A 12848-nucleotide genomic window follows, 5' to 3' on the forward strand; every position below is an offset into this window, starting at 1 on the left:
GGGCCTGTCGTGCGCGCCGCGTGCCGGGGCCGGGGTAATGAATGTCGGCTGGTGCTACCGGGTCAGCCCCGGGAATCCGCCGGTTTCTCCGCCCTTGTCAGACGGTGACCTTCTCCAGGGCCTCACCCAGGGCCTTGGCTTCGTCGGGGGTCAGCTCGACGACGAGCCGCCCGCCGCCTTCGAGCGGAACGCGCATGACGATGCCCCGCCCCTCCTTGGTCACCTCGAGCGGGCCGTCACCCGTCCGCGGCTTCATGGCCGCCATGCTCGTTCCCCTTCCTGAAACCAGCTCATCTCAGCCGACGGCCCGAATAGGCACGTGTCACCGGCATCGAACACATTGCTTCCAGGCCATTATCCCGCATCGAACGACCCGATGACCAACATCGGGGAGCATCCCTTCGGCAACGCGCTCTCTCAAACCCACCCAATTCGGGGAGGTGGCTGCGATACTCCTCCGCCCGCCGGTGCCCGACGCGCCCGCTTTCTTTGATGTACGTCACATGCGAACCGCCGATGATCTCCGGCATCCTGAGCGCTGACTGCCGCTGCCGAGCAGTCCGAGCCGCGACGGAGGGGACTCCCACTATGGCCGACACCGTGCTCTACGACGTGACCGACGGACTCGCGACGATCACGCTCAACCGCCCCGACGCGATGAACGCGCTGAACATCGAGGCGAAGGTCCTGCTGCGGGACACCTTGGAACAGGCCGCCGCCGACCCCGCCGTACGCGCCGTGCTGCTCACCGCCACCGGGCGCGCCTTCTGCGTCGGCCAGGACCTCAAGGAGCACATCGGCCTGCTGGCGCAGGACCGGGCGAACGGCTCCGGCGGCACCATGAACACCGTGCGTGAGCACTACAACCCGATCGTGACGGCGCTGACCGAGATGCCCAAGCCCGTGGTCGCGGGCGTCAACGGGGTCGCCGCGGGCGCCGGTGCGGGCTTCGCGCTCGCCGCCGACTACCGCGTCGTCGCCGACTCCGCGTCCTTCAACACCTCCTTCGCCGGCGTCGCGCTGACCGCCGACTCCGGGGTGTCCTGGACGCTGCCCCGGCTGATCGGCCATGGCAGGGCCGCCGATCTGCTGCTCTTCCCGCGCAGCATCAGCGCCCAGGAGGCGTACGAACTGGGCATCGCCAACAAGGTCGTAGCGGCCGACGAGCTGGCGCAGGAGGCCGCGGCCGTCGCCCGCCGGCTGGCCCAGGGGCCGACCGCCGCCTACGCCGCGATCAAGGAGTCGCTGGCCTACAGCGCCGGGCACTCGCTCGCCGAGACCCTCGGCAAGGAGGACGAACTGCAGGTCCGGGCCGGGGCGTCGGAGGACCACCGGATCGCGGTCGAGGCGTTCGTGAAGAAGGAGAAGCCGGTCTACCTGGGCCGCTGAGCCGCCGGGCGATCCGGCCGGCCGCGCGGGCCGGCCGGCCCGGTCAGCCGGCCGCCGCCTCCACGGCCCGGCGCACATGGCAGTCCGCCAGATGGTCGTTGACCAGGCCGCACGCCTGCATCATCGCGTAGGCGGTGGTCGGGCCGACGAAGCGGAAGCCGCGCTTCTTGAGCTCCTTGGCGAGCGCCGTGGACTCCGGGGTCACCGGCGCGACGTCCGCGACGGTGCGTGGCACGGGCCGGCCGGCCCGGTCGGGGGCGTAGGACCAGATCAGCTCGTCCAGTTCGCCGGAGGCCAGCCCGGCGGCGACCTGGGCGTTGTTGATCGTCGCGGCGATCTTGGCGCGGTTGCGGATGATGCCGGGGTCGGCGAGCAGCCGCTCGGCGTCCGCTTCGGTGAACCGCGCCACCGCCGAGATCCGGAAACCGGCGAACGCGGCACGGAATCCGGGGCGGCGCCGCAGGATCGTGATCCAGGAGAGCCCGGACTGGAAGGCCTCCAGGGTCATCCGCTCGAAGAGCGCGTCATCGCCGTGGACCGGCAGGCCCCACTCCGTGTCGTGGTACGCGCGGTAGTCGGCCATCTGCTCCGACGCCATGCCCCAGGGGCAGCGCGCGAGGCCGTCCGGTTCGGTCACCACACCGCTCATGCCCGCTCCTCGCCTTCCCCGCGCCGGGGTGGCTCGGGGGCGCCGGCGGACGGGTCCGGGGCCGCGCTCGGCTGCGGGCCGCCCTCGATCAGCCCCGGGCCGCCGATGGCCGCGGCATGGGCGCCGGCCAGGGCCGCCTCCAGCTCGGCGATCCGGGCGTCGCGCTCGGCCAGCTCGGCGCCCAGGCGGTCCAGGACGTCGTCGACGTCGTTCATCCGATAGCCGCGGACGGTCACCGCCAGCCGTACGGCATCCACGTCGGCGCGGGCCACCGGGCGGTCCTCGGGCAGCGGGTCGTACAGCCGGTCCGGCTCGGAATCCCGCAGCCCACCGCCGTCACCGCCGCCGACGACCACGAGCGTGACCGCGGCCACCACCACGACCATCGCGATCAGCAAGAACCAGAACACGACCAACTCCCCGGACTATGTGCCTGCCTCGATCGTGCCATGCGGGTCCGACAGTTAGGGTCGCTCCCGGACCACGGAGAGGAAGTCAGGGAATGCTGCGGCTGGGGAAACGCGAGTTCGAGGCGCATGAGCCGGTGATCATGGCCATCGTCAACAGGACCCCGGACTCGTTCTACGACCAGGGCGCCACCTTCCGTGACGAGCCCGCGCTCGCCCGCGTGGAGCAGGCGGTGGCCGACGGCGCCGCGATCATCGACATCGGCGGCGTCAAGGCCGGCCCCGGAGAGGAGGTCAGCGCCGAGGAGGAGGCCCGCCGCACGGTCGGCTTCGTCGCCGAGGTCCGCGGGCGCTTCCCCGATGTGGTGATCAGCGTGGACACCTGGCGGGCCGAGGTCGGCGAGGCGGTCTGCGAGGCCGGCGCGGACCTGCTCAACGACGCCTGGGGCGGCGTCGATCCGCGGCTGGCCGAGGTCGCGGCGCGGTACGACGTCGGCCTGGTGTGCACCCACGCGGGCGGCGTCGAGCCGCGCACCCGCCCGCATCGGGTGACCTACGACGACGTGATGGCGGACATCCTGCGGGTGACGCTCGGACTCGCGGAGCGGGCCGTGGAGTTGGGCGTCCGGCGCGACGCGATCCTGATCGATCCGGGGCACGACTTCGGCAAGAACACCCGGCACAGCCTGGAGGCGACCCGCCGGCTGGGCGAGATGACCGACTCCGGCTGGCCGGTGCTGGTCTCGTTGTCCAACAAGGACTTCGTCGGCGAGACGCTCGACAAGCCGGTCAAGGAGCGGGTGCTGGGCACGCTGGCGACCACCGCCGTGTCGGCCTGGCTGGGCGCCCAGGTCTACCGCGTCCACGAGGTCGCCGAGACCCGGCAGGTGCTGGAGATGGTGGCCGCCATCGCCGGCCACCGGCCCCCGGCGGTCGCCCGCCGGGGACTGGCCTGAGCCGCCGGCACCGGCCCTGGACCGCCCCGGGCGGCTCAGGGCCGCCGCGGCCTCAGATCCCGACCTCCTTGGTCACCAGCGCGATCGCCTCGTCCACGTCGTCGCTGAGGTGGAACAGCTCCAGATCGTGCATCGACGCCTTGCCCTCGGCGATGACGGTGTCGCGCAGCCAGTCGATCAGGCCGCTCCAGTAGGCCGTGCCGAACAGCACGATCGGGAAGCGGGTGACCTTGCGGGTCTGGACGAGGGTGAGCGCCTCGAAGAGCTCGTCGAGCGTGCCGAGGCCGCCGGGGAGCACCACGAACCCGCGGGCGTACTTCACGAAGCACGTCTTGCGGACGAAGAAGTAGCGGAAGTCGACGCCGAGGTTCACATAGTCGTTCATGCCCTGCTCGAAGGGCAGCTCGATGCCCAGCCCGACCGAGGTCCCGCCGGCCTCGTTGGCGCCCTTGTTGGCGGCCTCCATGGCACCGGGGCCACCACCGGTGATCACCGCGAACCCGGCGTCGACCAGCGCCCGCCCGATCCGCACACCGGCGTCGTACTCCTTGGAGTCGCGCGGCGTACGGGCCGACCCGAAGACGCTGACGGCCGGGCCCAGCTCGGCCAGCGCACCGAAGCCCTCGACGAACTCGGACTGGATGCGCATCACGCGCCAGGGGTCGGTGTGCACCCACTCGGAGGGGCCTTCGGAGTCCAGCAGCCGCTGGTCCGTGGTGCCCGCCTGCACCTGGTCGTGACGGCGCAGAACGGGCCCCAGCCGCTGCTCCTCGGGGACCGGCGCTCCCTCGGGACTGGCCATGACGTACTCCCTCCGCAGACAGATCGTTTGCCGTTTCAGCCTAGATCCGCCCAGGTGCACAGCAGGGGAATTCGGCTCGTACGGGATCGGTGGGCGACCGGTCCCTTGGACGCCGGGCGGGCGCTCAGGCCGTCAGCCAGGCGCGCAGCCGCTCCTCGCAGTGCAGAACGCGCTCGACCTCGACCCGCTCGTCCTTCTTGTGCGCGAGCAGCGGGGCACCGGGACCGTAGTTGACGGCCGGGACGCCCAGGGCGCTGAAACGGGACACGTCGGTCCAGCCGAACTTGGGCATCGCCCTGCCGCCGACGGACTCCATGAACGCCTTGGCCGCCGGGTGGGAGAGCCCCGGCAGCGCACCGGGCGAGTGGTCGTCGACGACGAACTCGTCCACCGGGCAGTCCGCGAAGACCTCGCGGACGTGCGCGATGGCCTCGTCGGGGGTGCGGTCGGGCGCGTAGCGGAAGTTGACGGTGACCGTGCAGGCGTCGGGGATGACGTTGTTGGCCACACCGCCCTCGACGCGTACGGCGTTGAGGCCCTCGCGGTATTCGAGGCCGTCGATCACGGGGCGGCGCGGCTCGTACGCGGCGAGCTTCGCCAGGATCGGGGCGGCCGCGTGGATCGCGTTGGCGCCCATCCAGCTGCGGGCGGAGTGCGCGCGCTCCCCGGTGGTGCGCAGCAGGACCCGCAGGGTGCCCTGGCAGCCGCCCTCCACCTGGCCGTCGGAGGGCTCCAGGAGGACGGCGAAGTCCCCGGCGAGCCAGTCGGGGTGCGCCTCGGCGACCTTGCCCAGGCCGTTGAGGTGCGCGGCGACCTCCTCGTTGTCGTAGAAGACGAAGGTCAGGTCGCGGTTGGGCGCGGGGACCGTGGCGGCCATCCGCAGCTGGACGGCGACGCCGGACTTCATGTCGCAGGTGCCGCAGCCCCACAGGACGCCGTCCTCGTCCAGCCGCGACGGGACGTTCTGAGCGATCGGGACGGTGTCGAGGTGTCCGGCGAGCACCACCCGCTCGGCGCGGCCCAGGTGCGTACGGGCCACGACGTTGTTGCCGTACCGGTCGACGGTCAGATGCGGCAGTGCGCGCAGGGCGTGCTCGACGGCGTCGGCCAGGTCCGCCTCCTCGCCACTGACGGAGGGGAAGTCGACGAGCTGCGCGGTCAGCTGCGCGGCGTCGAGCGACAGGTCCAGGGCGGGGTGGTGTGTGGAGCGCTCCATGGGACCGACCCTATCCGCAGCACTCCAGTACGGTGGGCTCGTGTCCGCCCAGCCCGCAGCCCCCCGCCGCCGCAAGCGCCTCTGGCGTACCGCCGCGGCCTTCGCCGTCCTGCTCGGACTCGCCTGCTATCTGGTGGTGCAGTACGTGACCGGCGGCCCGGGGGCACCGCGCTGCACGGTGCGCGCCCAGGGCGACGAGAAGGACTACGAGCTCTCCCCCGAGCAGGCCGCCAACGCCGCGACGATCTCGGCGGTGGCCTCCTCGCGCGGGCTGCCGGAGCGGGCGGTGACCATCGCGCTGGCGACCGCGATGCAGGAGTCGGGGCTGCGCAACATCGACTTCGGCGACCGGGACTCGGTCGGGCTCTTCCAGCAGCGGCCTTCCCAGGACTGGGGCACCGTGAAGCAGATCATGGACCCGGTCTACTCGGCAGGGGAGTTCTACCGGCACCTGGCCAAGGTTCCCGGCTACTCCCGGCTGCCGCTGACCGTCGCCGCGCAGAAGGTGCAGCGCAGCGGCTATCCGCAGGCGTACGCCAAGCACGAGGCGAACGCCGCGCGGCTGACCGGGGCGCTGACCGGGCGCGACGGGGGTGCGATGACCTGCACCGAGAGCCGCCCGGTGGACAGCAAGGCGGGCGGCGCGGCCAAGGTGCGCGAGAAGCTGGTGCGGGAGTTCGGGCCCGAGGTGCTGCCGCGGACGACGGGCTCGGCGGGGCGCGGTGCGGGCGGCGAGCGCGGTCTGACGGTTCCGGTGCGGCCGGTCGGGCCGGTGGCGGCGGGCGACGCCTCGCGGCGCGGCTGGGAGCTGGCCGTGTGGGCGATGGCGCACTCCGCGGAACTGCGCATCGAACAGATCACTTATGCCGGCCGGACGTGGTCGGCGGCCGATGCGGACAAGGGCTGGCAGCGTAAGCCGGACGGCGCGGCGAAGGCCGGGCGCGACGTTCGTATTATCACCGCGCAATAAGTCCGCAGAGTTCCCCTTGAGTGCGCTGCCGATCGGGCGGCGGTAATTTCCCCCGCGGTAAGGGGAATTGAGATCACAAAGGCCGTGCGCACCGCCAATTCCCTTGCGCCAGAAGGCCCGTGACGCTTCCGCCCGCTGCGCCGCGCGCACATATCGAGCACCTTCCGCCACGGCCGAATATGTGTCGCGTTACCAATTCTTTACCTTAATTCACCGCAACCTTCGGGGGTCTGAAGCGGTAGTCAGTGCGTCCGCCCGGCGGACATGGCACATCTGTCAGAAGTACGAGTCCCTCTCCGTAAAAGGAGCACCATGTCCCTCCCCGTTACGCGTCGGATCGCCCGAGCCGCCCTGCTCGTCGCAGCAGGTGCCGCTCCCGTGGTCGGTGCGGCCGGTACCGCCAGCGCCGCGGCACTGCCCGCCAAGGCGCCCGACCTGGTGGGCGGGCTCACCGCACCCCTGGACTCCCGCAACACCAACAAGGCCCTCGACCACGCCGCGCACGACGGCGCCGGTGTGCTGAACACGACCGGCAAGAAGGCGGTGACCAAGCTCGCCCCGGCGCTCGTCGAGACCGCGGCCCCCGCCGTCAAGAAGGTCCTGCCGATCACCCACGGTGCCGCGCAGAAGGCCGAGGGCACGGCCCGCCCGTTCACCAAGGACGGCATCACGACCAACAAGCTGCCGGTCGACGCGGCCATGGGCCTCGCCGGTCAGGCCCTGCTCGGCGGGCTGCCGGTCGGCCGCTGACCGCACCGCCGGCGAAGCACGCGCGGGGGCCCGGGGAGTTCGCTCTCCCCGGGCCCCCGCGCACGCGTGTGCGGGCCTACTTCGCCAGGCGGCGCACCGCGGCGTCGACCCGCTCGTCGGTGGCGGTGAAGGCGATCCGTACGAACCGCTCCCCCGCCGGGCCGTAGAACTCGCCGGGGGCGACGAGGATGCCGCGCTCGGCGAGCTCGCCGACGGTGTCCCAGCAGGGCTCGTCGCGGGTCGCCCAGAGGTAGAGCGACGCCTCGCTGTGCTCGATGCGGAAGCCCGCGGCCTCGAAGGCGCCGCGCAGCGCGGCGCGCCGGCGGGCGTAGCGCGCACGCTGCTCGGCAACATGGGTGGTGTCACCGAGCGCGGCGACGGTGGCGGCCTGGACGGGCGCGGCGATCATCATGCCGCCGTGCTTGCGGATCTGCAGCAGGTCGCCGAGGACCGCGGCGTCGCCGACGAGGAAGGCGGAGCGGTAGCCGGCGAGGTTGGAGCGCTTGGAGAGGGAGTGGACGGCGACGATGCCGTCCGGTGAGCCGCCGCAGACGTCCGGGTGGAGCACGGAGACCGGGTCGGCCTCCCAGCCCAGTTCGAGGTAGCACTCGTCGCTGAAGAGCAGCACACCGTGCTCGCGCGCCCAGGCGACCGTGCGGCGCAGCTCCTCGGCGCCCAGCACCCGGCCGGTGGGGTTGGACGGCGAGTTCAGCCAGAGCAGTCGCAGGCCGTCGGGGTCCAGGTCCCAGGGGTCGTCGTAGACGACCGGCTCGGCGCCGGCCAGGCGGGCGCCGACCTCGTACGTCGGGTAGGCCAGGCGCGGGTAGCCGACCTTGTCGCCGGCGCCCAGACCCAGCTGGGTCGGCAGCCAGGCCACCAGCTCCTTGGAGCCGACGACCGGCAGCACGTTGGTGTGCGCCAGGCCCCGGGCGCCCAGGCGGTCGGCGGCCCAGCCGGTGAGCGCGTCGCGCAGCTCGGCCGTCCCCCACACCGTCGGATAGCCCGGACTGTCGGCCGCCGCGGTCAGCGCCTGGCGGACCACGGCGGGGACCGGGTCGACGGGGGTGCCGACGGACAGGTCGACGATCCCGTCGGCGTGCGCGGCGGCGGTGGTCTTGTACGGCTCCAGCCGGTCCCACGGGAAGACGGGAAGCCGGTCGCGGAGCGACTCCCGGGAGGATTCGGGCTGGGGGGTGGAGGCTGCGCCCACGGTGCTCTCTTTCTCGGTGGTGCCGGGACGCCCGGCGGATACGCCTCGGTCCCGTACGGCGGAAGGCCGTACGGGACCGAGGCAGGTCGAAGCCGTACGGCCGGGGCCGTACGGGTCCGGGGCGGCGCCGTGCGACCGCTGACGACGTCGGAGGCCGGAAGGGAGCGGCGAGGCTCCCTCCTGGGCCCTCGGGTCGTTACTGGTTCTGCGGCGGCAGCCCCGCGACGAAGGGGTGGTCCCGCTCGATCAGGCCGAGCTTGCTGGCGCCACCGGGCGAGCCGAGCTCGTCGAAGAACTCCACATTCGCCTTGTAGTAGTCCTTCCACTCCTCCGGGGTGTCGTCCTCGTAGAAGATCGCCTCGACCGGGCAGACCGGCTCACAGGCGCCACAGTCGACGCATTCGTCCGGGTGGATGTACAAGGACCGGGAGCCCTCGTAGATGCAGTCGACCGGGCACTCCTCGATGCACGCCTTGTCCTTGACGTCGACACAAGGCTGCGCGATGACGTAGGTCACGCTGTCGTTCCTCCTCGGTAGGGCCGGCGGGACCGATTGGCGGTACCGCCGCTGGGCGCGCGGGAGCGCGGCGTCGTCGATGCCCGCCACCTAGTATCTCCGTTCCCGGGCACGAGACGAACAAGAGGGGCGGTTTGAGCGATGGAATTCCTGGCCGGCGGTCGCGCGGAAGTCCGTATCACCCGTGCTGACGTGGGCAAAAGGGTATCCGTCCGGCGTCGGACGGGGGGTGGGCCCGGGGAGGCGGCGTTCACGGACGCGGTCGGCGTTCTCACATCGTGGGAACAGGGTGTGCTGAGCATCACACGGCGCAGCGGCGAGTGTGTGCGGATCGAGGAATCCTCGCTGGTCGCGGCGAAGGTCGTGCCCACCCGTCGCCCGACCACCACCCCTCAAGGAGCTTCGCGCCCCTTCTGGATGGCACCGGCCCGCAGAAGGGTGCCGGCGGCCGGCACCCGGGAGCTCCAGCAGGTCGCGGCCCGCGGCTGGCCGGCTGTCGAGACCGAACGTCTCGGGGAGTGGACGCTACGCGCCTCCGGGGGGTTCACCCGCCGGGCCAACTCCGTACTGCCCCTCGGGGACCCCGGCCTCCCACTGGACGAGGCCCTTGAGCGGGTCGAGCGGTGGTACGGCGACCGCGGGCTGCCGGCGGTGATCGTGGTCGCCACCGGGCGGGCGGACACCGACGAGGAGCTGGCCGCGGAGCTGGCCGGGCGCGGCTGGCGCGACGAGGCGCACACCAGGGTCCTGATCTCGGCGCTGGCACCGCTCGCGGACACCGCGGCCGACACCGCCCGCGTCACGCTGTCGCGGGAGGCGGGCGCGCAGTGGCTGGCCCTGTACAACCGGACCGGCGACGCTCCCACCGACCAGGCGCGGGCGGTGCTGACCGGCGGCCCCTCGGTGTGGTTCGCCACGGTGCGCGGCGCCGAGGGCGGGACGGCGGCGATCGGCCGCCTGGTCGTCGACGGGCGCTGGGCGGGGTTCGCGGCGCTGGAGGTGGACCCGGCCCTGCGGCGGCAGGGACTGGCCACACTGGTGATGGCGGCCCTCGCCGAGCGGGCCCTGGACGAGGGGGCCTCCGCGGCGTATCTGCAGGTCGAGGCGGACAACGCGGGCGCCCTGGCGTTCTACGAGCGGCTCGGCTTCAGCGACCACCACGGCTACCACTACCGGCGTGCCCTGCCGGGCGGCCGCGACTGACGGAGTACCCCCCATGCCCCAGGAACCCGAGCCGGAACAGGCCGCCCGTGCCGCGCGGCGGCGGCTGTTCGCCGAGGCCGCGCGCGCGAAGGCGCCCGACCTGGCGCTGCTGTGCCTGCTGATCGGCGCCGAGGCCGACCCCGGGCTGGACGAGCGCGGCATCGACGACGTCCAGATCGAACTGGACCGCCTGGCCGGGCTGCTGCCCTACGCGCCCGCCCGTCGCCCGACCACCGCCCCGGCCGGAAGCGCTGCGCGCTGCCCCTCTGACAGCGGCCCGGGCGCCTGGGCCCGCAACCTCGCCGAGCTGCTCGGCACCCGCTGCGGCTTCGGCGGCTCCCCGGCCGACTACCGGCGGCTTCAGTCCTCGCTGCTGCACGAGGTGGTGCGGCGCCGCCGGGGCCTGCCGATCCTGCTGTCGGTGGTGTGGATGGAGGTCGCCCGGCGGGCCGGCGCACCCGTGTACGGGGTGGCGCTGCCGGGGCACTTCGTCGTCGGCTTCGGCGACCCGTACGGGGCGCACGTACTGGCCGATCCGTTCGCGGGCGGGCGGCCGCTCACCGATGACGACGCGGCACTGCTGGTCGCGGGGGCGACCGGTGGACGACTGACCGAGCAGATGATCGAGCCCGCCGGCCCGCTGGACGTCGTGCTGCGGGTGCTCAACAACATCCGGGCCTGGGCGCAGGCTCGCCCGGAGCACAGCGCGGTGCAGCTGTGGGCGCTGGAGTTGTCGCTGCTGCTGCCGAGCCATCCGGCGCGGCTGCGCCATGAGCGGGCCCGGCTGCTCGTCCAGCGGGGCGAGTTCCTCGCCGGGGCGGCCGAGCTGGAGGAGTACGCGCGGGTGGTGGAGGCCGTCGAGCCGGCCGGTGCGGACGCGATCCGCCGCGAGGCCGCCGCGGCCCGCGCCATGCTCAACTGAGCTGCGGCGGCAGGCCCGGCGTCAGCCGGGGAAGCTCCGTGACGGGGGCCCCGGCCGCGAGTCCCATAAGACGCGTCCGGCGCCGGACGACCAGTACGGTCGCATCGTCCAGCAGTTGGCCGCCGGTGAAGGACTCCAGGTCGGCGCGGAGGGTGCGGGCCAGCTCGGGCGGTTCCAGGCCGGTCCAGCCGGCCAGGCGCTCGGCCAGCGGGTAGAACTCGCCGTCCGCGCCGCGTGCCTCGGTGACGCCGTCGGTGCACAGCACGACCCAGTCGTCCGGCTCCGGCAGGACCCGGACGGCGCGGCGCGGCTCGGCGCTGAGCGGGCCCAGGCCCAGCGGCAGCCCGCCCTCGCCGTCCCGGCGTTCGTACACCGTGCCCGCGCGCACCAGGTAGTACGGGATGTGGCCGCAGGACAGCACCCGGCCCCGGGGCCCGGTGGGGGTGTCGCGCATCTCCATCAGCAGCGCCGTGACGAAGCGCTCGTCGGTGCCCTGCTCGACGGAGCGGGTGTTGTAGCGGGTCAGCGCGCTCTCCATGCGCTCGGCCACCGACTCCAGGGAGTCCTGGTACTGCGCGGCCTCCCGGAACGACGCCAGCACCTCCAGGCCGGCGCCGATCGCCGGCATGCCCTTGCCCTGTACGTCGCCGATCATCAGCCGCAGCCCGTGGGGGGTGTCGATGGCCTCGTAGATGTCACCGCCGACCCGGGCGCCCTCCTGGGCGGAGACATAGAAGCCGTACGCCTCGACCGGCCCGGCGCTCAGCGGCAGCTCGCGCAGCATCGCCCGCTGCACCGTGTCGGCCACCAGGCTCGTGCGGGCGTGCAGCGCCTCGCGTTGCAGCCGGGTGCGGCACAGCACCAGGGAGAAGACCGCCACCAGGACCGCCCCGAAGATGCCGACGACCCGGCTGGCCGGGGCCCAGTCGGGCACCGTGAAGATGTCGACGTAGGTCAGGCACACCACGAAGACGGCCGCCACCAGGCGCGTGTGGCGGTAGGAGCAGCGCAGCGCGGCGTACAGCGGGGCGATGCCCATGAAGGCCGAGATGTGCAGCTCCGGGCCGGTCGTCGCGTCCAGGACGGTGACGACGAGGATCGCGAGGATCAGCAGCGCGGTGGCGCGGCGATCGCTCGTTGTGCCTCGGTTGGCGGCCGTCACACCTCCAGCCTGCGCGAAGCCACCCGGCACCGCACAGGGACGAAGGTCCCGCGCCCGTGGGGCCGGAGGGGCGGGATCGGAGCGACTCCTAGAGCCAGCCCTTGTCGCGTGCCGTGCGGACCGCCTCGGCGCGGTTGCGGGCGCCGGTCTTCTGGATGGCGGTGGAGAGGTAGTTGCGGACCGTGCCCTGGGACAGATGCAGGGCGTGGGCGATCTCGGCGTTGGTGGAGCCGTCGGCGGCCGTCCGCAGCACCTGCCGTTCGCGCGCGGTCAGCGGGCTGGCCCCGTCGGCGAGCGCGGCCGCCGCCAGGGCCGGGTCGATGACCCGCTCACCGCGCAGCACGCGGCGTACCGCGTCCGCGAGCCGGGCCGCCGGGGCGTCCTTGACCAGGAAGGCGTCGGCGCCGGACTCCATGGCGCGCCGCAGATAGCCGGGGCGGCCGAAGGTGGTGAGGATGACGATCTTCACGGCGGGCAGCTCGGCACGCAGCGCGGCCGCCGCGTCCAGCCCGCTGATGCCGGGCATCTCGATGTCCAGCAACGCGACATCGACGTCCTGCGCCCGCGCCGCCGGCAGCACCTCGTCCCCGCGGGCCGCCTGTGCGACGACCTCCAGGTCCTCCTCCAGCGACAGCAACGCGGCCAGCGCCTCCCGGACCATCGACTGGTCCTCGGCCAGCAGCACTCTGATCATG

The 12848-nt window shown here is 73.0% G+C and carries 15 protein-coding genes; 6 read left to right on the forward strand and 9 right to left on the reverse strand.

Features of this window, described 5'->3' with window-relative positions; all coding sequences use genetic code 11:
* Positions 1 to 97: 97 nt before the first annotated feature.
* Entirely contained in the window at positions 98 to 265 is a 168-nt protein-coding gene (locus tag ACFWZH_RS19355) for a DUF3117 domain-containing protein (protein WP_003985072.1), read from the reverse strand.
* A gap of 323 nt (positions 266 to 588) precedes the next feature.
* Between ACFWZH_RS19355 and ACFWZH_RS19360 the strand changes: the two genes are divergently transcribed.
* Entirely contained in the window at positions 589 to 1389 is an 801-nt protein-coding gene (locus tag ACFWZH_RS19360) for an enoyl-CoA hydratase/isomerase family protein (protein ID WP_384432169.1), read from the forward strand.
* 43 nt (positions 1390 to 1432) lie between these two features.
* Here the strand turns inward: ACFWZH_RS19360 and ACFWZH_RS19365 are convergent, their stop codons facing one another.
* Entirely contained in the window at positions 1433 to 2038 is a 606-nt protein-coding gene (locus ACFWZH_RS19365) for a DNA-3-methyladenine glycosylase I (RefSeq protein WP_384432172.1), read from the reverse strand.
* Complete coding sequence (locus ACFWZH_RS19370; RefSeq protein WP_384432175.1) at positions 2035 to 2448, reverse strand: DivIVA domain-containing protein; 414 nt, start codon at positions 2446 to 2448, stop codon at positions 2035 to 2037. Before ACFWZH_RS19370 ends, ACFWZH_RS19365 begins: the two co-directional genes overlap by 4 nt.
* 92 nt (positions 2449 to 2540) lie before the next feature.
* Here ACFWZH_RS19370 and folP point away from each other — a divergent pair, with 92 nt between their 5' ends.
* Positions 2541 to 3401 carry a dihydropteroate synthase gene (gene folP, locus ACFWZH_RS19375; protein ID WP_384432178.1) on the forward strand — a complete coding sequence of 287 codons (861 nt, stop codon included), beginning with the start codon at positions 2541 to 2543 and terminating at the stop codon, positions 3399 to 3401.
* 52 nt (positions 3402 to 3453) lie between these two features.
* On the opposite strand, the gene ACFWZH_RS19380 is transcribed toward folP, so the two are convergent.
* Together ACFWZH_RS19380 and dapE are read right to left on the reverse strand one after the other, a co-directional pair.
* Positions 3454 to 4203, reverse strand: coding sequence for a TIGR00730 family Rossman fold protein (locus tag ACFWZH_RS19380; RefSeq protein WP_384432181.1), 750 nt, complete (start codon positions 4201 to 4203; stop codon positions 3454 to 3456).
* 124 nt (positions 4204 to 4327) lie between these two features.
* Entirely contained in the window at positions 4328 to 5419 is a 1092-nt protein-coding gene (gene dapE, locus ACFWZH_RS19385; protein ID WP_384432184.1) for a succinyl-diaminopimelate desuccinylase, read from the reverse strand.
* Positions 5420 to 5459: 40 nt separating this feature from the next.
* Here dapE and ACFWZH_RS19390 point away from each other — a divergent pair, with 40 nt between their 5' ends.
* On the forward strand, positions 5460 to 6389 hold the full coding sequence (locus tag ACFWZH_RS19390; protein WP_384432187.1) for a heavy metal transporter: 930 nt from the start codon (positions 5460 to 5462) through the stop codon (positions 6387 to 6389).
* 312 nt (positions 6390 to 6701) lie between these two features.
* On the forward strand, positions 6702 to 7139 hold the full coding sequence (locus ACFWZH_RS19395; protein WP_384432190.1) for an ATP-binding protein: 438 nt from the start codon (positions 6702 to 6704) through the stop codon (positions 7137 to 7139).
* A 76-nt stretch (positions 7140 to 7215) separates the two neighbouring features.
* Here ACFWZH_RS19395 and dapC read toward each other — a convergent pair whose 3' ends face one another.
* Both dapC and fdxA read right to left on the reverse strand, forming a co-directional pair.
* Positions 7216 to 8349 (reverse strand): succinyldiaminopimelate transaminase, encoded by a 1134-nt coding sequence (gene dapC, locus ACFWZH_RS19400; RefSeq protein ID WP_384432193.1) that lies wholly within the window; start codon positions 8347 to 8349, stop codon positions 7216 to 7218.
* Positions 8350 to 8545: 196 nt separating this feature from the next.
* Entirely contained in the window at positions 8546 to 8866 is a 321-nt protein-coding gene (fdxA, locus tag ACFWZH_RS19405) for a ferredoxin (protein ID WP_006346810.1), read from the reverse strand.
* A gap of 141 nt (positions 8867 to 9007) precedes the next feature.
* Between fdxA and ACFWZH_RS19410 the strand changes: the two genes are divergently transcribed.
* Together ACFWZH_RS19410 and ACFWZH_RS19415 are read left to right on the forward strand one after the other, a co-directional pair.
* Positions 9008 to 10069 carry a GNAT family N-acetyltransferase gene (locus ACFWZH_RS19410; protein ID WP_384432197.1) on the forward strand — a complete coding sequence of 354 codons (1062 nt, stop codon included), beginning with the start codon at positions 9008 to 9010 and terminating at the stop codon, positions 10067 to 10069.
* A gap of 13 nt (positions 10070 to 10082) precedes the next feature.
* The gene (locus ACFWZH_RS19415) at positions 10083 to 10991 is read left to right on the forward strand and encodes a tetratricopeptide repeat protein (protein WP_384432200.1); all 909 of its coding nucleotides are present in this window, start codon (positions 10083 to 10085) and stop codon (positions 10989 to 10991) included.
* On the opposite strand, the gene ACFWZH_RS19420 is transcribed toward ACFWZH_RS19415, so the two are convergent.
* Together ACFWZH_RS19420 and ACFWZH_RS19425 are read right to left on the reverse strand one after the other, a co-directional pair.
* Positions 10984 to 12153 (reverse strand): PP2C family protein-serine/threonine phosphatase, encoded by a 1170-nt coding sequence (locus ACFWZH_RS19420; RefSeq protein WP_384432203.1) that lies wholly within the window; start codon positions 12151 to 12153, stop codon positions 10984 to 10986. The two genes, ACFWZH_RS19415 and ACFWZH_RS19420, sit on opposite strands and share 8 nt — an antisense overlap.
* Before the next feature lie 88 nt (positions 12154 to 12241).
* The gene (locus tag ACFWZH_RS19425; protein WP_384432206.1) at positions 12242 to 12847 is read right to left on the reverse strand and encodes a response regulator; all 606 of its coding nucleotides are present in this window, start codon (positions 12845 to 12847) and stop codon (positions 12242 to 12244) included.
* Position 12848: the final 1 nt, after the last annotated feature.

The organism is Streptomyces sp. NPDC059008 (assembly GCF_042749045.1).
GTDB lineage: Bacteria > Actinomycetota > Actinomycetes > Streptomycetales > Streptomycetaceae > Streptomyces.